General features: G+C 66.9%; 19 protein-coding genes. 8 read left to right on the plus strand and 11 right to left on the minus strand.

Annotated features, from left to right (window positions below; genetic code table 11):
• Positions 1 to 29: 29 nt before the first annotated feature.
• On the plus strand, positions 30 to 1523 hold the full coding sequence (locus tag AB0C30_RS23185) for an AbgT family transporter (protein WP_357948131.1): 1494 nt from the start codon (positions 30 to 32) through the stop codon (positions 1521 to 1523).
• Positions 1524 to 1554: 31 nt separating this feature from the next.
• Positions 1555 to 2694, plus strand: a complete 1140-nt coding sequence (locus AB0C30_RS23190; RefSeq protein WP_357947359.1) for a M20 family metallopeptidase — start codon at positions 1555 to 1557, stop codon at positions 2692 to 2694.
• A 388-nt stretch (positions 2695 to 3082) separates the two neighbouring features.
• Here AB0C30_RS23190 and AB0C30_RS23195 read toward each other — a convergent pair whose 3' ends face one another.
• The 8 genes from AB0C30_RS23195 to AB0C30_RS23230 form a co-directional block, all read right to left on the minus strand.
• Positions 3083 to 3481, minus strand: a complete 399-nt coding sequence (locus AB0C30_RS23195) for a hypothetical protein (protein WP_357947362.1) — start codon at positions 3479 to 3481, stop codon at positions 3083 to 3085.
• Between the two features lie 246 nt (positions 3482 to 3727).
• Complete coding sequence (locus tag AB0C30_RS23200; RefSeq protein WP_357947365.1) at positions 3728 to 4057, minus strand: hypothetical protein; 330 nt, start codon at positions 4055 to 4057, stop codon at positions 3728 to 3730.
• 257 nt (positions 4058 to 4314) lie between these two features.
• On the minus strand, positions 4315 to 6528 hold the full coding sequence (locus AB0C30_RS23205; protein ID WP_357947368.1) for a hypothetical protein: 2214 nt from the start codon (positions 6526 to 6528) through the stop codon (positions 4315 to 4317).
• Positions 6525 to 6767, minus strand: coding sequence for a hypothetical protein (locus AB0C30_RS23210; RefSeq protein ID WP_357947371.1), 243 nt, complete (start codon positions 6765 to 6767; stop codon positions 6525 to 6527). Before AB0C30_RS23210 ends, AB0C30_RS23205 begins: the two co-directional genes overlap by 4 nt.
• Before the next feature lie 973 nt (positions 6768 to 7740).
• Positions 7741 to 7953 carry a DUF397 domain-containing protein gene (locus tag AB0C30_RS23215; protein ID WP_357947375.1) on the minus strand — a complete coding sequence of 71 codons (213 nt, stop codon included), beginning with the start codon at positions 7951 to 7953 and terminating at the stop codon, positions 7741 to 7743.
• Between the two features lie 127 nt (positions 7954 to 8080).
• The gene (locus tag AB0C30_RS23220) at positions 8081 to 8293 is read right to left on the minus strand and encodes a DUF397 domain-containing protein (protein ID WP_357947378.1); all 213 of its coding nucleotides are present in this window, start codon (positions 8291 to 8293) and stop codon (positions 8081 to 8083) included.
• Positions 8294 to 8423: 130 nt separating this feature from the next.
• Positions 8424 to 8636 carry a DUF397 domain-containing protein gene (locus AB0C30_RS23225; protein ID WP_357947381.1) on the minus strand — a complete coding sequence of 71 codons (213 nt, stop codon included), beginning with the start codon at positions 8634 to 8636 and terminating at the stop codon, positions 8424 to 8426.
• Positions 8624 to 9472, minus strand: a complete 849-nt coding sequence (locus tag AB0C30_RS23230; RefSeq protein ID WP_357947384.1) for a helix-turn-helix transcriptional regulator — start codon at positions 9470 to 9472, stop codon at positions 8624 to 8626. The genes AB0C30_RS23225 and AB0C30_RS23230 overlap by 13 nt, the downstream gene beginning before the upstream one ends.
• 128 nt (positions 9473 to 9600) lie before the next feature.
• Here AB0C30_RS23230 and AB0C30_RS23235 point away from each other — a divergent pair, with 128 nt between their 5' ends.
• Complete coding sequence (locus AB0C30_RS23235; protein ID WP_357947387.1) at positions 9601 to 10077, plus strand: ATP-binding protein; 477 nt, start codon at positions 9601 to 9603, stop codon at positions 10075 to 10077.
• An 18-nt stretch (positions 10078 to 10095) separates the two neighbouring features.
• On the opposite strand, the gene AB0C30_RS23240 is transcribed toward AB0C30_RS23235, so the two are convergent.
• Entirely contained in the window at positions 10096 to 10230 is a 135-nt protein-coding gene (locus AB0C30_RS23240) for a hypothetical protein (protein ID WP_357947390.1), read from the minus strand.
• Positions 10231 to 10280: 50 nt separating this feature from the next.
• Between AB0C30_RS23240 and AB0C30_RS23245 the strand changes: the two genes are divergently transcribed.
• Positions 10281 to 10559, plus strand: coding sequence for a type II toxin-antitoxin system RelE/ParE family toxin (locus AB0C30_RS23245; RefSeq protein ID WP_357948133.1), 279 nt, complete (start codon positions 10281 to 10283; stop codon positions 10557 to 10559).
• 51 nt (positions 10560 to 10610) lie between these two features.
• Complete coding sequence (locus AB0C30_RS23250) at positions 10611 to 10928, plus strand: helix-turn-helix domain-containing protein (RefSeq protein ID WP_357947393.1); 318 nt, start codon at positions 10611 to 10613, stop codon at positions 10926 to 10928.
• A gap of 65 nt (positions 10929 to 10993) precedes the next feature.
• On the opposite strand, the gene AB0C30_RS23255 is transcribed toward AB0C30_RS23250, so the two are convergent.
• Together AB0C30_RS23255 and AB0C30_RS23260 are read right to left on the minus strand one after the other, a co-directional pair.
• On the minus strand, positions 10994 to 11671 hold the full coding sequence (locus AB0C30_RS23255) for an NAD(P)H-binding protein (RefSeq protein WP_357947396.1): 678 nt from the start codon (positions 11669 to 11671) through the stop codon (positions 10994 to 10996).
• A 181-nt stretch (positions 11672 to 11852) separates the two neighbouring features.
• Complete coding sequence (locus AB0C30_RS23260) at positions 11853 to 12284, minus strand: VOC family protein (RefSeq protein ID WP_357947399.1); 432 nt, start codon at positions 12282 to 12284, stop codon at positions 11853 to 11855.
• 104 nt (positions 12285 to 12388) lie between these two features.
• Here AB0C30_RS23260 and AB0C30_RS23265 point away from each other — a divergent pair, with 104 nt between their 5' ends.
• The 3 genes from AB0C30_RS23265 (at position 12389) to AB0C30_RS23275 (ending at position 17260) form a co-directional block, all read left to right on the plus strand.
• Positions 12389 to 13099 (plus strand): GntR family transcriptional regulator, encoded by a 711-nt coding sequence (locus AB0C30_RS23265; protein WP_357947402.1) that lies wholly within the window; start codon positions 12389 to 12391, stop codon positions 13097 to 13099.
• 107 nt (positions 13100 to 13206) lie between these two features.
• Positions 13207 to 14601: an MFS transporter gene (locus tag AB0C30_RS23270; protein WP_357947405.1), complete on the plus strand. Its 1395-nt coding sequence runs from the start codon at positions 13207 to 13209 to the stop codon at positions 14599 to 14601.
• A 142-nt stretch (positions 14602 to 14743) separates the two neighbouring features.
• Complete coding sequence (locus AB0C30_RS23275; RefSeq protein WP_357947408.1) at positions 14744 to 17260, plus strand: PEP/pyruvate-binding domain-containing protein; 2517 nt, start codon at positions 14744 to 14746, stop codon at positions 17258 to 17260.

Raw genomic sequence — 17260 nt, forward strand, 5'->3', positions numbered from 1 at the left:
AGAAAGAATCACGTGCCTTAAACGTGACCATGCGCGTGCTGAACAGCGTCGAACGCGCCGGTAATAAACTGCCTCATCCGTTCTGGCTCTTCATCATCCTGAGCGTCGTGCTCATGGCGCTGAGCTGGATCCTGTCGGCGGCCGGAGTGTCGGCGGTCAACCCCGCCGACAAGACGACCGTCGCGGTGAAGAACCTGTTGTCGAGCGAGGGCGTCACGCTGATGCTCGGCGACGCCATCAAGAGCTTCACCACCTTCCCCCCGCTGGGCACGATCCTGGTGGTCATGCTCGGCGTCGCGGTGGCCGACAGGGCGGGGCTGCTCTCGGCGGTCCTGCGCCGGGGCGTCTCCCGCGTGCCGGCCCGGTGGGTCACGTTCGCGCTCGCCTTCACCGGCATGGTCTCCCACGTGGCCGCCGACTCGGCGTACATCGTGCTGATCCCGCTGGGCGGGCTGGCCTTCTACGCGGTCGGCCGCAGCCCGATCGTCGGCGTCGTGGTCGCGTTCGTCTCGGTCGCGGCCGGCTTCGACGCCAGCCCGGTGGTCACCCCGCTCGACGTCATCCTGGGCGGCATCACCACCGACGCCGCGCACACCATCGACCCGAGCTACACCGTCACCCCGCTCGCCAACTACTTCTTCTCCATCGGCTCGTCGGTCGTGCTGTCCATCGTCATCACCGTGGTGACGGAGACGATCCTCACCAAGCGGGCGGCGAGCATGCCGATCGACGAGGACGCCGAAGTGGGCGACCTCGGCGCGCTGGAGCTGACCGACAAGGAGCGGCGCGGGCTGCGCTGGTCCGGCATCGCGCTGCTGGTGATCGCCGCGCTGATCGCGCTGTCCATCATCCCGGCCGACTCACCGCTACGCGGCGAGGGCGGCAGCCTGGTCACCGGCCCGCTGCTGAACGCGATCTCCGTCATGCTCGGCGTCGCTTTCTGCCTCGTCGGCATCGTGTACGGCCGCGTAGCCGGCACCATCAAGAGCGGCAACGACGTACCCACGTTCATGGCCGAGGGCATGCGCGAGATGGCGCCGGTCCTCGTGCTGTTCTTCGCCATCTCCCAGTTCCTGGCCTACTTCAAGTGGACCGGCATCGGCACGATCGTCGCCATCAACGGCGCGGACCTGCTGAAGTCCGCCGGGATCAACGGCCCGATGATCTTTGTCGGCATCCTGATCATCGTCACCTTCATCAACCTGCTGATCACCAGCGGCTCCGCCCAGTGGGCGCTGGTCGGCCCGGTCTTCGTACCGATGCTGATGCTGCTGAAGATCTCGCCGGAAGCCACCCAGGCGGTGTACCGCATCGCCGACTCCTGCACCAACGCCCTGAGCCCGATGAGCCCCTACTTCGTGCTGGTCCTCGGCTTCATCCAGCGCTACCGCAAATCAGCCGGCATCGGCACGCTGATCGCCCTCACCATGCCGTTGTGCCTGATCATGCTCGTGGTCTGGACACTGTTCTTCCTGGCATGGTGGGCGCTCGGCATCCCGCTGGGCCCCGGCGTCCCCTCCTAACTCTCCTCACTCTTAGCGAAAGGATCCTTTAGTGACACCGGCTCCCACGTGGACCCGCCAGGCGCTCCCCTCCATGCTCGACGACCTGCGTATGCTCGTCGAGCTGGAAAGCCCGAGCAACGACAAACAGCTCCTGGACGGGGCACTCGACGCGATCTTCCGCTGGGCGGTGGACCGCGCCGGGGAGCCGGACGAGTTCACCCGTCACGACGGCGGCCAGTACGGCGACGTGCTGGAACTGACCTACCAGGGCACCGCCCCCGGCTTCGTCCTGCTGGTCGGCCACTACGACACCGTGTGGCCGGTCGGCACCCTCGCCGACTGGCCGTGGCAGGTCACCGACGGTGTCATCAGCGCACCTGGCGTCTTCGACATGAAGACCGGCCTCGTCCAGGCGGTCTGGGCGGTACGCGGGCTGCGTGAGCTGGGCCTGCCGCATCCCACGGTCCGCCTGCTGTTCAACGGCGACGAGGAGATCGGCAGCCCGGCCTCCCGCGCCCGCATCGAGGCGGCCAGCGCCGGGGCGCTGGCCAGCCTGGTCTTCGAGGGCGCCATAGACGGCGCGGTCAAAACCTCCCGCAAGGGCGTCGGCATCTTCCAGGTGTCCGTCACCGGGATCGAGGCCCATGCCGGCCTCGACCCCACCGCCGGTGCCAGCGCCATCCACGCCATGGCCGACCTGATCACCCAGATCGCCGCCCTGGGCGCCCCCGCGCTCGGCACGACGGTCAACGTCGGCCTGGTCAGCGGCGGCACCGGCACCAACGTCACCGCAGGCCAGGCAACCTGCGGCATCGACGTACGCGTGTCCGACCCGGCCGAGATGGCCCGGGTGGACGCCGCACTCACCTCGCTGCGCGCCCCCGACCCTCGGGTCTCCGTGGCGCTCTCCGGCGAATGGAACCGGCCGCCCATGACGCCCAACCCCGCCTCCCAGGACCTGTACGCCAGGACGTACAAGGTGGCGATCGAGCACGGCTGGGACCTCCGCGAGGCGGGCGTCGGCGGGGCCAGCGACGCCAACTTCATCTCAGCCCTGGGCCGGCCCGTCCTCGACGGACTCGGCCCCGTCGGAGCGGGCTCCCACTCCCGGGGAGAGCATGCCATCATCGAGTACATCCCCGAACGCACCGCCCTGACCATCGGGCTTATCGCGGGCTTCGCCAGCTAGTCGCCCCGTCACGCGATCTTGGCCGGCTTGCGCTGTGGGGTGCCGGCCTGGACGTATCGCCGGGCCGGAGCTCAAATCGCGCGTTTGAGCAGCGGTTTTCTAGGCCGAAATTCTTGATGTAGCCAGGCTGGCCAGGTGGCAGGCGTTCGTTCGGGAAGGTAGTGCGGTCGGCGGCTCCCGGAATGGAGGCGCGGGCCTCGGGGTGCAGGCCGAGCGGGTCTTGGGCCACTGCCAGGGTCAACAACTGGACCTCGGCCAGTTTCCGGCGCTCGTCCGATCGACCGTCACGTACGGTCTGTGATAAGGGTGTTGATGATCGGTTTTGTGACAACAGGCCAATCCTCAACACCCCTTGTCATTTCCCGAACGACTCAGGACCTATTCGTCGCTAGGCGCCGCCCTTGTCCAGCAGTCGATCGAGTGTCAGTCCCACGTCGGTCATTGTGCGCTGCAGGGTGTCGAGTCTGCCTAGCATCTGCTCCTGGGCGGATGTGAGCTGCTCGAGGGTGTGTCGGCGAAGGCCGCCGATCTCGTCTCCGAGAGCCGCGAAGTCCTGGGACGTTTCCGCCTTGATGCTGGCGATTTCAACTCTTATCCGGGCAACGGCGACCGTCGTTGAGGCGATGGCGGTGTGTATGCCTTCCAGGCATGGGCAGCCGTTTGTCGGGAGGCTCGCATGTTGACGCCGCGCGCGAGGGCCGCGATAGGCCCCATTACGGGAACGCGCTGTCGCTTCGACGGCTGCCGCGCGAAGTTTTGCGTCGCGAGTCTCCGCCTCTTCGTTCATGTACCCCTACCTTTTCGGTAGCTGGAAGGATCCCGGCCTTGGCAGCCGAGATCACTGTGTGTGAGTACATCGTCGCAAGAAGTTGTTGTCGATGACGCACGGTCATCGGAATCCGGGTGTGGTTTTATTCATCGCGGTGTGGCAGAGATGCACCTGAGTCCAATTTTGGGCTCACGTGAATGTGTCGTGACTGGGACATTCTGGGACGCTACGGGCTGGCTGGATTTTTGGCGGCGGTGCTATTTGCTAGGCGCCGGGGGTGCAGTTGTACAGGTGGCCGTAGCGTTTTTGGGCGATGCGCATGAGCTCGGTCATGTCCTTGATCGCGTCCCTACCCTTGGCGACCTGGGCCAGGTAGATGTCAATCATTCGTTCTTTGCCGCCGCAGCGGAACTTCGCGCTCGTCCGGTACGGTTGGTCGGCCAATGGGCTATTCGTCAGATGGGCAGTCATGCCGTCGCCGAGATCGGTAGGGAGCTTCACTCCGCCGTGCTGCGTATAAACGTTACGCCTGTCATCCATGAGAAAGTCCAAATGCTCCTGACTTGTCCCACCGTCCGCTTGCAGCCAGTTCACTTGAAGAGGCCAAGGGGTCGTTTCTGGAGCCCAGCACTCGCCGCTCTTCTCGCTGCCAGCCGTTTTCCCCACAAGAGACCCTGTTGCTCCGCTCACCAAACGAAGCCCCTGCTCAGGGACAAGCTTGCAGACGTATGGGGGAACATCCACGATGGGCTGGAGGGCTGGAGTCGGTGTGGAGACGACGTCGTTCTCTGGGGTGCATGCTGCCATGAGCAACACGAGAGCGCTAAAGGCGGCAGACGGACGAGAATTCCTCATTTTTCACCCCCTGTAGAGGAGGGTGGGATCTGCAGGCCGAGATAGTCGTCCACCTCACTGGTCCTGCGGAAGGTGCCGCCGAAACGATCGAGCAAACTACTGCTTCCACCTTTGTCCCGAACCCAACGAAGGAACTCGCTGTATTCCTGCGCGCTCATCTCGGCAAAAGGTTTGATCGCCGGCGGTGTTCCGGTAATGAATATCTGGCCCTTCATAGGGAACTCGTCAAACAAGCCTTTGTTCAGCATGGCCGTGGCGAGCATCTGCTCCGCCAGCCTCTCCACCGCCAGACGGTTGTCCGCAAGCGTCCGGTGCGTATCGTCCAGGCCCCGCCGACTTTCTGACATCTGCTGGGCGATCTGTTTGGCGATCTCGTCATATCCGGCTCCTGCGAGTTTGCCGTACTCCTTGCTGATCAGCTCGCCGAAGGCTCCGGTGGCCAGCTGGCCTACGAGCCTGGCGCCCGGTACCGGGAGCAGCCCCAGCGCGTCGCCCACCATGGTCTTCAGCGCTTCGTCCGCCTTCTTGTCGTTCAACCCCTGGGCGATCAGCACCTGGCGGCGGATCTCCACGATGTGGGTGAAAGGCCGTGCTTCCGCCACGGTCCGGTCTGTCAGGTACTGCATGATGTCGGCCTTGTCCACCTGCCCATCCCCGTCAAAGTCGTACTCCTTGACGTCGGACTTCTTGAAACCGAGCCGCTCGGCGTTCGAAGCATCGAGTCCCACCGGAGGCACAGTGTCGAGCGCTGCTCGCATGTGTTCGGTCTGCGCCCTCACCAGTACCTCAAACGCGTCGTCGTCGGCGGTCGCCAGTGCCAACGCGTAGTCCATGTCCTGGGCCGTGACCTTGCCGAAGGTCGCATGGTTCAGGATTAGCCGGGAGAGCTCGTCGATATTGGCGGCGATCACGCGGCCCAGCGGGTAGCGCAGGGAAGCGAGACGATCGAATGTGTCCCTGTCCCTGATCTCCAGGTTGCCGCTCTCGCCTTTGTCGAAGGCGCCGCGTACGTCATCTGCGACGACTTTGATCATCTCCGCGGCCAACCTCTGGGAAGTCTCATCCCGGCCAGTCGTCGCAGTCACCAGCAGGTCATTGAACGGCCCGTAGTCCCCCAGATAGCGGGAAGCCCCCCACCGGCTCGTCAACAGATAGTCCAGCACAGACTCCTGCCACCCGGCCGGCGTGTGGTCCAGCAGGGCATGGGACGCCTCCCGGCTGGATTTCGCCGCGTGGAAAAGATCGTCCACCAACGATGAGCTAGCCTTCGCGCCCGGATTGCCCACATGCGTTCCCGGTCTCAGCATGCTGCCAAGACCCAGTGCACCGGCCAGGTCGACTATTGGGACCTGGGCTCCCGCGAACATCCGGCCCAGCAGATCCTTGCTGGCCGCCCATTCGTCCTTACGCTGCTCGTACTCGTAGACGATCACGTCACGCCCGACGACCTCCATGAATTCCTTCGAGTACGGCGGCTTCCCGTCGTGGGCACGCCAGATGAGCGCCTGGGCCTGGTAGCCCGTGTACTTCGTGTCGCCGGACTTCTGCTGAGCCCGGCCCTCCTTCACCAGGTCCTTGAGAAAGCCGGCGCCCACGTACGCGGGACTTTTCGGATCTGTTCCTCGGGCCAGAGCCGCGCTCAGCATGCGCAGAGCCTCCTTGCCCTGATTGGAGAGCTGGGTCGCCATGCGATCGGAGTCCCCGTGAGTCCTGGCGTCGCGCAGTCGCGCGGTGAGCGAGCCCGGTAGCCGCGTCACGCCCTGGGCGCCCAGCGTGCCCAGGAACGCCTTCACGAACTCCGCGTCCCCAGTCCGTGCCGCGTATTTCTGCAGCTCGGCCAGCGCCTGTGCGTCCCCATCCGCGGCGTTCAGCGCGGCGCGACCAGCCAGCGTTCCGTCCAGCAGCCCCTTGGCGGCCTCCAGGCCATCAGGCATCTCGAGGAAGCTCCCGGCGGCCGTACTCATGCCGAAGGCCACCTTCTGCCGCTGCAGCTCGTGAATTAGTTTCTGCCGCCGCCGCAGGTCCTCGGCCTGTGTGGTGACGCGGCCGGCCAATTGCCGCAGCCGCGCCGCCGGAGAAGTGTCGAGCCCGGCGCTCTGCAGCTCGCTGTGCAGAGTCTGCGCCAACTCCTCCAGACGCCTGGCGGCCTCGGTGTGCTTGCTCGCCATGGAGTCGAATTCGGGCTGCTTGACCCCGGTGAACTCCGTCATGGCGCGGCCTGAAGCGAGGCCAGCTTCTGGTTCGCGCTGTGTACGGCCTGCGTGAGCAGATCCCGCAACTCTCGCTGGTCGGCGTGAACCTGGGCGCCGAACCGGACGCCTGTTGGCCCCACCCACGCGGCCTTCTCCATCAGGCGGCAGGACGGATCGAGCGCCCACCAGTGCTCGTCGGACAGCCGCTGGATCCGCTCCGCCACGGCCCGCATCGCCTGGTGGTCGAGGTAGGCCACGATGATCCCCTTGCATGGCTCGCAGTACCAGAACAGATCGGGAGGCGGCGTCCTACCGTAATCAACATCGCATCAACAAAACAAGCTTAACCTCGGTGAAAGGCTTAGCCCTTCCGCTTTTTGTTCTGGATTGGGCAGTTTTTCCGATAAGGGCATACCTAGCACCGAGAATAAAACCCGACGGATGCCCGTTGAGCGTCAGCTAAAGCATCGGGCGGAATCGCGATTGGAAGATTGACGAGTACGCCGCCGTGGACGGGAGATGATGTCCATCGGACGGAAGGAGTAAAGGAGTTTTCCGGCTATGCCGTCTTTGAGTTGGTAGTCACGCTTCTTGCCGCTCTCGTTAGTGGCGCTCCACGTGGAGACGTCCGGATCCTTCGGCGGATCCCGGCCAGAGCGCGTCGTGTCACACCCGGCCGACGCCGGATGGAGACCGGCGTGGCGCCGTACCGCTGGGCCAACCCCAGTCGCAGTTCGGGCGATGCCTCGTCGGCTTGGACCATGACCTGGTTGCGGTCTTCTCGGATCGAGGCCGCGAAGAGCTTGCTGGCTCGCGGGTCTCCGCGTCGAGGCGCAGGATCTCGGTGGAGATGGCGTTGAGCCTGGCAGCGCTATTGGTCATCATCGGGACGCGCGGCTTGAAGATGAAGGGCTCGCCGACGGCAGGCACGCTGTCGCCGTCCTCATTGGATTCCAGCGCTCCCTCGAACTCGCCCTCGCCACTCCACTCCATTTCGCGCCGCCATTGTTGATCTAGGCGGTCCCGGCCAGCGCGGGGATGCTCGTGCCTCCGGCGGTGATCGCCGACGCGATGACCCTGCCTATCGGCCAGGGGCGGCGCCAGCACTGAGGGGTACGACGCCACGAAGGTGTGACGTCGAGGGCCGGTCAGTTCGCTGATGGTTTCGGGCGTTATCTATGTGGCCTGCGGGGAGGCTTAGAGCCTTGCCCCGCAGGCTGTTTGGTGGGGCTAGTCGAATTCGCCGTTCTTCACTCCGCCGATGAAGGCATTCCATTCGCCGGGGGTGAAGATCAGTGCGGGCCCGGTTGGGTTCTTGCTGTCGCGGATGCCTCGGTGTCCGCCGGACAGTTCGGCGACTTCAACGCAGTTGCCGCCGTCGGGTCCCGATCGGGTGGATTTGCGCCATGTAGCCGTGTTGAGCTCTCTTGTCAGCTCGCCCATCGCCGCATCGTCTCCTTGATCATGCTTATGGATCGCGCTAGGAGGGGGCTTCGGAGTGGATCCCTCATATCTGAATGCCGGGATCTCGACGGGGCCGGAAACGTTCCCTGCAGGATGATCGGCAAGGTCAGTCGAACTCGCCGTTCCTCACACCGCTGATGAAGGCGCTCCATTCGCCGGGGGTGAAGATCAGTGCGGGCCCGGTTGGGTTCTTGCTGTCGCGGATGCCTCGGTGTCCGCCGGACAGTTCGGCGACCTCAACGCAGTTGCCTCCGTTGCTGCCCGAGTTGGAAGACTTGATCCACGTAGCAACCCGCAGTTCTTCGGTCCACTCGTCCATCGCTGCATCACCTCCTTGGTGAGTTTCGGGGCTCGCGCTTGGAGCAGTGCTTCGGGGCGAATATCCCTCATATCTGAATGCCGGGATCTCGACGGGGCTGGAAGTGTTCCCCGCAGGGTGATCGGCAGGGTCAGTCGAATTCGCCGTTCCTCACACCGCTGATGAAGGCGCTCCATTCGCCGGGGGTGAAGATCAGTGCGGGTCCGGTTGGGTTCTTGCTGTCGCGGATGCCTCGGTGTCCGCCGGACAGTTCGGCGACTTCGACGCAGTTGCCTCCGTCGCTTCCCGATCGGGTGGACTTGCGCCATGTAGCCGTGCTGAGTTCTTGGGTCAGCTCGTCCATCGCTGCGTTGCCTCCTTGATCACCTTCATGGACTCGCGCTGTGACAGTGCTTCGGCGCGAATGCCTTCATATCTGAATGTTAGAGCGCTGACGTCTTCTGGCCGCTCGGTTACCCGCCCCAAAATTCCGGCTGATTCGATGTAGGCGGTGTCAGGGGCGCCTTGCGTCTGGGCAATGGCGAACCCTCCCAGAAGCCCAGGTGTGGAATAGGCGTTGAGGCAGAGAATCTGAACAGTGATCCGGGGTGCCTGTGCGAGCTCGATAAGGTGGTTGAGCTGCGCAGACATCATGGCGGAGTTGCCGATGGGGCGATGCAAAATTCCTTCGTCGAGGACCACCCAGAGCATAGGAGGCTTGGCACGCCTGAGAATGCTCTGGCGCTCCATGCGAGCAGTGACCTGCTCGTCGATCTGCTCCGGTCCTGCGCCTGGTTCGCCGCTCAGGATGGCCCGGGCGTAGTCCTCGGTTTGAAACAAACCGGGGATCATCAACGGTTCCCATGCACGAATTGCCTCTGCCGTGGCTTCCACGTCGAGCCATGGGCGGAACCACGTGGGGGCCGCCGTGCGGCTGACCATTGGCCAGAGTCGCGTCAGTGCCCCGTCCGCCTCCAGCGCCTCGTCGCAGTATCGGGCGAACTCCTCCGAGGGTGACCGCTGTGCGGTCTCGATCATGCTGATGGTGCCGACGGAGTAGGGCACCGTCTTTGCGAGTCGGAGTTGGGACCAGCCTCGTGCTTTGCGGTGTCGCCGCAGTTCGAAGCCGAAGAGTGCGGTGGGGGAGTCCGAGGGGTATAGATCGCTTTCCTTTGGCATCTGACCTCCGGGGGATTTCATCGGCGTTTCAGCCAGTAGCCCAGCGGAACCGTTGATGACTGGTTGAAGTCAATCAGCTACTGACTGTAGCCAAGTCGGGGGATGGTTGGAAGGCCGATCGAGGCCGACTTCTTCGAGTGGGTGAAGCCATGAAAGCAGTGAGCGCGGAGCCGTGGATCATCGGTTCGATCCAGCTGGTGGGCATTCGCGAATCCGTCTCGCGCGCCCGCTCCGAAGTGCGCGGATGGCTCGGGGACGATCACCCGGCCGTGGATGACGTCGTACTGGCGGCGTCCGAGCTCGTGACGAACGCGCTCCGTCACTCCGACGCCAAGCCGTACGACCTCATCAGCGTTACCCTCACCGCGACGGAGGAGATGGTCTACCTGGAGGTGCGCGATCCTGGTTCCGCGTTCTCCGGGCCGCACATCCGGCTGGAGCCGGAGGCGGAAGACGGCCGCGGCCTGCTGATCGTCCGTGAGATCTCCCAGGACTGGGGGGTCCGCGAGCATGGCCGCGGGCTGGGCCGTTCCGTCTGGTGCGCCATTCGATCGGCTCCTCCATCCACTGGTCCGTCCGCTCCCGAACCGGTCTCGGATTCGGCTGGCGTACGTGGCCCCGGCTGATCGCGCAGCCGGCCAGGGTCAGGCGGCTCCGCCTTCTCGTGGAGGGGGAGTGGCGGAGACGCCGTAGAAACGTCCGGCCAGGATCATCCCCCGTAGCTCCAGGCCGGCCGGGCCCCCGATGAGCGCGCTCAGCCCACCCTCATCGGGGGCCATCTCCATCGCTTTGGGCGGCCCTCGTGCCGTAGGCCGTACCGGCTCGATGGATCAGGCGGGGGCAGCTAGTCCGGCCAGTTTCAGGGCGCTACTCGAAGCACTTGCGCGGCAAGGTGCGTGAGCTACGGCTGGCGCTGTCGCGCCGCCGGGTGCGCATCACCTACTGGTTGGCCCCTGGGCGCCGGGTTGTGTTGCTGACGACGTTCTACAAGACCAGGCGCAAAGAGACGCCGCAGATCGACCGAGCGGAGCGGGCGCAGATCGTCTGCGAGAGTGGTCATGGTCCGGCGCGTCAGGCGTACCACAGAGAGTTCAAGGAGGATCTGTGAGGCGGGCACAGTAAGTGGCGGACGACCCGGCATCGCCGCCTCGCCGGTGAAGTGAACGACCCCGAGTACGCCAGGCTTTACGAAGAGGCGGAAGCCGAGCAGCGACTTGGCCAGCTTGTCTACGACCGGCGCGTTGTTCTTGGCCTGTCGCAGGCGGAGCTGGCTGAGCGTGCGGGGATGATTCAACCACAGGTACCCCGTTCGGAGACGGGTGGTGGCAACATCACCGTGGCGTCCCTGAGGCGGCTGGCCGCCGCGCTGGACGCGGACCTGGCCAGCTGGACGCGGACCTGGCCATCGGCTTCCTTCCTCACCAAGCTGGATGAGTCGGGCCCGCCTGACGCGCACGCGGCCGGGCCGCCCGCATAGGAGCCGCTCTTGGTGGGCAACGCAGGGCGAGGGAGGCCACCCAATGGCTGCCGTGCCGAACATCGTCAGGCGGGTCTGTCCTGGCCGGTTGCGTGGTGCAGGAGGTGGGCGACCGCGTCGGAGACGGGTGTGTCGCCGGTGGTGAGCTCGACGATGACGCGGTTCAAGGCCGGTTCGTGCAGGGCCGCGTCGATGAAGGCGGCCACGTCGTCGCGGGGCACCTTGCCGTACTCGATCGCCGGTCCAGCCGTGACCCGGCCGGTGCCGGGCTCGTCGAGGAGGGTGCCGGGGCGGATGATGAGCCAGTCGAGGCCGGTACGGGCGAGATAGACGTCGGCTGTCTTCTTGACCTTGATGTAGTGCTCGAAGCCCTCGTTGGGCTCGCCGCCACGCAGCGCGTCGGGAAACACCGACACGAGGACGAAGCGCGACACACCGGCGCGGGCGGCTGCGTCCGCGGCCTTCTCCAGGCCCTTGCCGTCGATCGCGGTAGTGAGGTCCATGCCGGTGCCGTGTGCGCCGGCCGAGAACACGACCGCGTCATGTGCGCTCATCTTGGTCGCCAGGTCGTCCATGGTGTCGGCGATGAGGTCGCCGGTCAGCGGGGTGGCGCCGGAACTGCGCACGGTATCGGCCTGGGCGGGGTTGCGGAACATCCCCGTCACCGTGTCGCCGCGGGCGGTCAGCAGGCGGGCCAGCCGGTTCCCCACGCCGCCGGCGGCGCCGATCAGGAACACCTTCATGATCATCCTTTCGAGAGGTGTTTTCTTTCAGGTGGATGGCAGTACGGCGGAACACCCGCCGAGGGGGCGTGATGGCTGTCGCTGCAATCCCCTAGAAGGACACCATGCGGCAACCCGTGACTCTCCGTGCGCCGTCGGTCCTGCCACGACATGCGGAGTGGCAGGCAGGCAGTACGTACGGTCAGGCAGCGAAGACCTGGGCGTCGTCGGCGAACGCCTTGAACTCCAGGGCGTTGCCGGCCGGGTCGAGCAGAAACATCGTCCATTGTTCGCCGGCCTGCCCGGCGAAGCGCACATAGGGCTCGATCACGAACGGGACGCCTGCGGTACGGAGCCGGTCGGCCAGCGTGTGGAAGTCCCCGATCGTGAGGATCAGGCCGAAGTGCGGCACCGGGACGTCGTGGCCGTCGACCGGGTTGTGGATCTGCTGGGTTCGGGCCGGCGCCAGGTGGGTGACGAACTGGTGGCCGTACATGTTCCAGTCGATCCAGGTTTCGGCGCTGCGGCCGTGCCGCAGGCCGAGTACCTCGCCGTAGAAGCGGCGGGCGGCCGTCAGGTCGTCGACCGGCATGGCCAGGTGGAAGCGCGGGATCGGGGAGTTCAACACGCTCATGACGGGTGGGCCTTTCTACCAAAGGAGGAAATGTCCTAATGTTGACATTACGTCACTGCGCGGAAGTTGTTAACATTGAGACAATCAGCGGAGGGCAAAGGGTCATGGGGGAACAGAGCACAGTGGCTCCCGCTCGTCGTCGAGGGCTGGCCGACGAGGTCGCCGATCGCGTACGGGAGGCCATCTTCGGCGGCGTGTACGCCCCTGGGGCCCAGCTGCGCGAGGTCGAACTGTCCCAGGCGCTGGACGTGAGCCGTGGCCCGGTCCGCGAGGCGCTGCTCCTGCTGGAGCGCGAGGGTCTGGTCCGCAGCCAGTGGCATCGCGGCGCCACAGTGATCACCCTGTCCCCGCAGGACATCGCCGAACTGGACAGCCTGCGCGGCGCGCTTGAGCACCTGGCCGTGCAGCGGGTGGTCGGCCACGCATCCGAAGAGGACCTTGCCAAGATCGACAAGGTGGTCGACGGCATGGGGCGCGCGGTGGACGCGCACGCGATGGTCCGCTGCGACCTCGCGTTCCACGACGCCGTCTACGACGCCGCCCACCACCGGCGCCTGAGTGAAGCCTGGCAGGCGATCCGCTCACAGATCCACCTGTTCCTGCTGACCCGGATCGGCCGCAGTTCCGACGGCTATCTCGAGCACATCGCGGACGAACACCGCCTGCTCGCGGATACCCTGCGTGCCGGCGACGCTGACGCCGCCTTGAAGCTGTTCGCCGCGCACCGTCACCATGCGGCCCAAGTGCTCACCGCTCACGACCTCCCGCCGGGGCAGGAGGATCAGGGCGTTGTGGGGTCCACGGCGAAGCGGTAGCGCACATCGCTCTTCAGTACGCGCTCGCGGTTGTTAGTGAACGTTGCGTTTCTATGAGGTGAATCGTATGCTCCTTAGAGAACGTTTCGTTCTCTAAGGAGCTTGCCATGGGCCTCGTGCTGCCGGGTCTGCTGCTGGCGATGCTGCTGGGCGCGCTCGACCAGACGATCATGGCGCCCGCTCTGCCCGCCGTGGCGGGGAGTCTCGGCGGGCTGGATCAGATGCCGGCGGTGATCAGCGCCTACCTGGTCGCCGCGACCGTCGTGATGCCCCTGTACGGCAAGCTCGGCGACCGGTACGGGCGCAAGCCGATGATGCAGGCGGCGATCGTCATCTTCGTCACCGGCGCCGTGCTGTGCTCGGTGGCCGCGTCGATGCCGCAGTTCATCGCGTTCCGTGCGGTGCAGGGCATCGGTGGTGGCGGGCTGATGATCGGGGCACAGGCGATCATCGGCGAGGTCGTCAGTCCGCGTGAGCGTGGTCGCTATCTGGGTCTGATCGGTGCCGCGTACGTGGTCGCCGCGGTCGGTGGACCGCTGCTGGGCGGGTTCTTCATCGACCGGCTCAGCTGGCGGTGGATCTTCGCGATCTACCCGCCGCTCGGGCTGCTCGCCCTGGTCGTGCTGACGGCGACCTTGCGGCTCCCCAAGCCCGAGCTCACGGTCGAGAATCGCGCGCCGATCGACTTCGCCGGTGCGGTCACGTTGGCGGTCGCCGTGGTCGGCGTGGTCATGCTGGGACAGACCAGGAACCTGGCCTTCCTCGCCCTGGCCGTCGCGGGCGGGGCGGCGTGGCTGGTGAGCGCCCGGTACGCCGCCGATCCGATCCTGCCGCTGCGTCTGTTCCGCGACCGCGCCTTCGCCGTGCCCGTGGCGATCAGCCTGCTCATCGGATTCACCCTGTTCGGGACCATCGCGTACATGCCCGCCTACCTGCAGATCGCCCTGCGCTCCACCGCCACGCAGGCGGGCCTGCTGGTGACCGCGCTCATGGGGGGCGTGCTGACCACCACCATCGTCTCCGGCAGGCTCATCACCAGGACGGGGCGCTACAAGCCGTACCCGGTGGCGGGCACGGCGATGACGGCGGCCGGGCTGGCGCTGCTCGGGATCGTGGGCGACCGCGGGGGAGCGGTGGCGATCGCCGCCGTGATGCTGCTGATGGGGCTCGGCGTCGGGCTGGTCATGCAGGTCATGGTGCTGGCCACGCAGAACGCCGTCGACTACGCCGACCTCGGCACCGCGACCTCGGCGGTGACGTTCACGCGGCAGATCGGCGCCTCGGCCGGGGTCGCGCTGGTAGGGGCGCTGATCACCTGGAGGTCCGGCATCACCGCCACGGAGGCGGCCGACCTGCCCGGCAGCGTGCGGGACGCCTTCGCCACGGCCGTGCCACCGGTGTTCGCGGCCATGGCGCCGCTGCTCGCGGTGGCGTTCGTCCTCGCGTTTGCGCTGCCGGCGCGACCGCTCCGCACCACCGCCTACGCCGAGGAGAACCAGTGACAGTCGAGGAGAGCCGGTGAACAGCCGAGGCGGACCGAGCGACGGTCGAGGAGAGCCGGTGAACAGCCGAAGAGAACCAAGTGAAAGACGGCCAGGAGCAAGTGAAAGGCGGCGAGTACCGAGTGAAAGCCGGGGAGGGCCAGTGAAACTCGTAGCACCCCTGAACGCCTTCGGCCGCGGCGACCTGGCTCTGGCCGGCGGCAAAGGCGCCAACCTGGGCGAGCTCGTCAAGAACGGTTTTCCCGTCCCGGGCGGCTTCGTCGTGACCACCGCCGCCTACGACCTGGTCGCCGACGGGCACGACACCCGTACGTACTTCGAGAACGTGGAGATCCCCCCGGACCTGCACGAGGCGATCACCGGCGCCTACGCCGAGCTCGGCGGCGGGCCCGTGGCGGTACGGTCCAGCGCCACCGCGGAGGATCTGCCGGGGGCGGCGTTCGCCGGGCAGCAGGACACCTACCTCAACATCGTGGGCGCGGAGGCGGTGGTCGACGCGGTCCGCCGGTGCTGGGGCTCGCTCTGGACCGAGCGGGCCGTCGCCTACCGCGAGAAGCGGGGTGTCGACACGGCCGAGGTGCGCATCGCGGTGGTGGTGCAGCGCATGGTCCAGTCGGAGGCGGCCGGCGTGCTGTTCACCGCGAACCCGGTCACCGGCGACCGTACGCAGATCGTCGTGGACGCGAGCAGCGGGCTCGGCGAGGCCGTCGTCTCGGGACTCGTCACGCCCGACCACTACGTGCTCGACGCCTCGGGGCGAGTCGCCTCCTTCACACCGGGCCGTCGCGAGGTGGTCATCCGTGGTACGGCCGGCGGCGGCGTCGTACACGAGACCGGAGACCCCGCCACCGGCGAGGCGCTGCCCCGCGCGGCGCTCGCTGAGCTGGCCCGGCTGGCGAGCGAGGTCGCGGCTCGGTTCGGCCGCCCGCAGGACATCGAGTGGGCGTACGCGGGCGGCCGGGTGAGCCTGGTCCAGGCCCGTCCCATGACCGCGCTCCCGCCGGCGCCGGTGGGGCCGCTCAACCCTGTCCAGCGCAAGGTCGGCAGCGTTCTGCTGGAGTATCTGCCCGTACGCCCCTATCCGATCGATATGACAACCTGGCTGCCGTACGGTCCGGCGGGCATGATGGCCGAGGTCGCGGCGGCCTTTGGCATCAAGGGGGTGTTCGAGGACTTCCTGCAGGAGGAGGACGGTGTCGTCTACCGGTTGGTGCCCCGCTCTCCGCGTGTGACAGCCGGTCTGCTGGCAATCCCGTTCCGGCTCGTTCGGCGGGCCAGGCACTACGATCCCGCCCGGTGGACGGAGGATCCGCGCTTCCAGACCTTCCTTGCCGCGAACCGCGAGCTGGCGGCCCGTGACCTGGCCTCGATGTCTTGGCCGGAGCTGATTCGGGTGCCCAGACAGGCACTGGACCTGGTCCGGCCGGTGACGGACCTGCGCACCGACTACCTGCCTGGCACGGGGCTCGCCCTGTTGCGGCTGCTGGTGGCGGTCAAGTTGTTGCGGCGTGGCGCGCTGTTCGGCGAGCTGATGACCGGCGCGCGTACTCGTACCTCCGACGCCAACCAGGCGCTGGAGGAGCTGGCCGAGGAGGCCCGGGCGACCGGAGCGCTCGACGCGGATCCGATGCCCTCCGGCTTCGCCGCGAAGCTACGCGACTTCCTCGCCGAATACGGGCACCGGGAGACGGTGACTCCGATTCTGGTCACCCCGCCGACCTGGGGCGAGGCCCCGGAAATCGTCCTCGGAACGATCAGGGTGCTCGCGGCCAAGCCGCCCACTCCCGTGACCGCCGCGACCACCGCAGACGGGGCGGCCGCAGACGGGGCGGCCACGGACAGGGCGGCGGCGGAAGCGAGCGGGGCGTTCGAGCGGCTGCTCCGGCACCCCCTGCTGGGGGCCGGGCGCCGGAGGGCCCGGGTCGTGCGCTGGGTCGAGGCGGCTCGCGCGGGTCACGCGTTCCGCGAGGACAGCCACTTCTACTTCACGCTGCCGCTGCCCATTCTGCGCCGGTCGCTGTTGGAGATCGGGGCCCGGCTGCGCGACGCGGCCGTGCTCCAGCGGCCCGAGGACGTCTTCCACCTGCGGTTGGAGGAGCTGGAGTCGATCAAGGGCCTGGCCGGCTCCGATGAGTGCCTCGACGGGCTGCGGGCGGCCGTGCGGCAGCGGGCGGCCAAGCGGGAGGAGCTCTCGGGTGTGCGGCTCATCGACCCGCGGGCGATCTTCCCCGTCCGCGACGCGGGCGACGCGATCGTGACCGGGACGCCCGCGGGCGGCGGCAGTGCCACCGGGCCGGTCAAGGTCATCCGGGATCCGGCCGAGTTCGGCAGCCTGACGAGCGGGGACGTGCTCGTCTGCCCCTACACCAACCCGTCGTGGACCCCGCTGTTCCAGCGTGCGGCGGCCGTCGTCGTCGACACCGGGAGCGCCGCCTCGCACGCCGCGATCGTCGCCAGGGAGTACGGCATCCCGGCCGTCATGGGTACGGCCGGAGGCACGTCCACGCTGGTCGACGGGCAGGTGGTGACCGTCGACGGGGACGCGGGCACCGTCGTCATCGCCCACTTGAGCGGGGACGCGGACCCCGCGGGCTCGGGCGGGGATGCGGTCGCCCCGGTCTCAGATGACGGCGTGGGCACGGTCACCGCGGCCTCATAG

This window comes from Nonomuraea sp. NPDC048901 (assembly GCF_040649695.1).
GTDB lineage: Bacteria > Actinomycetota > Actinomycetes > Streptosporangiales > Streptosporangiaceae > Nonomuraea.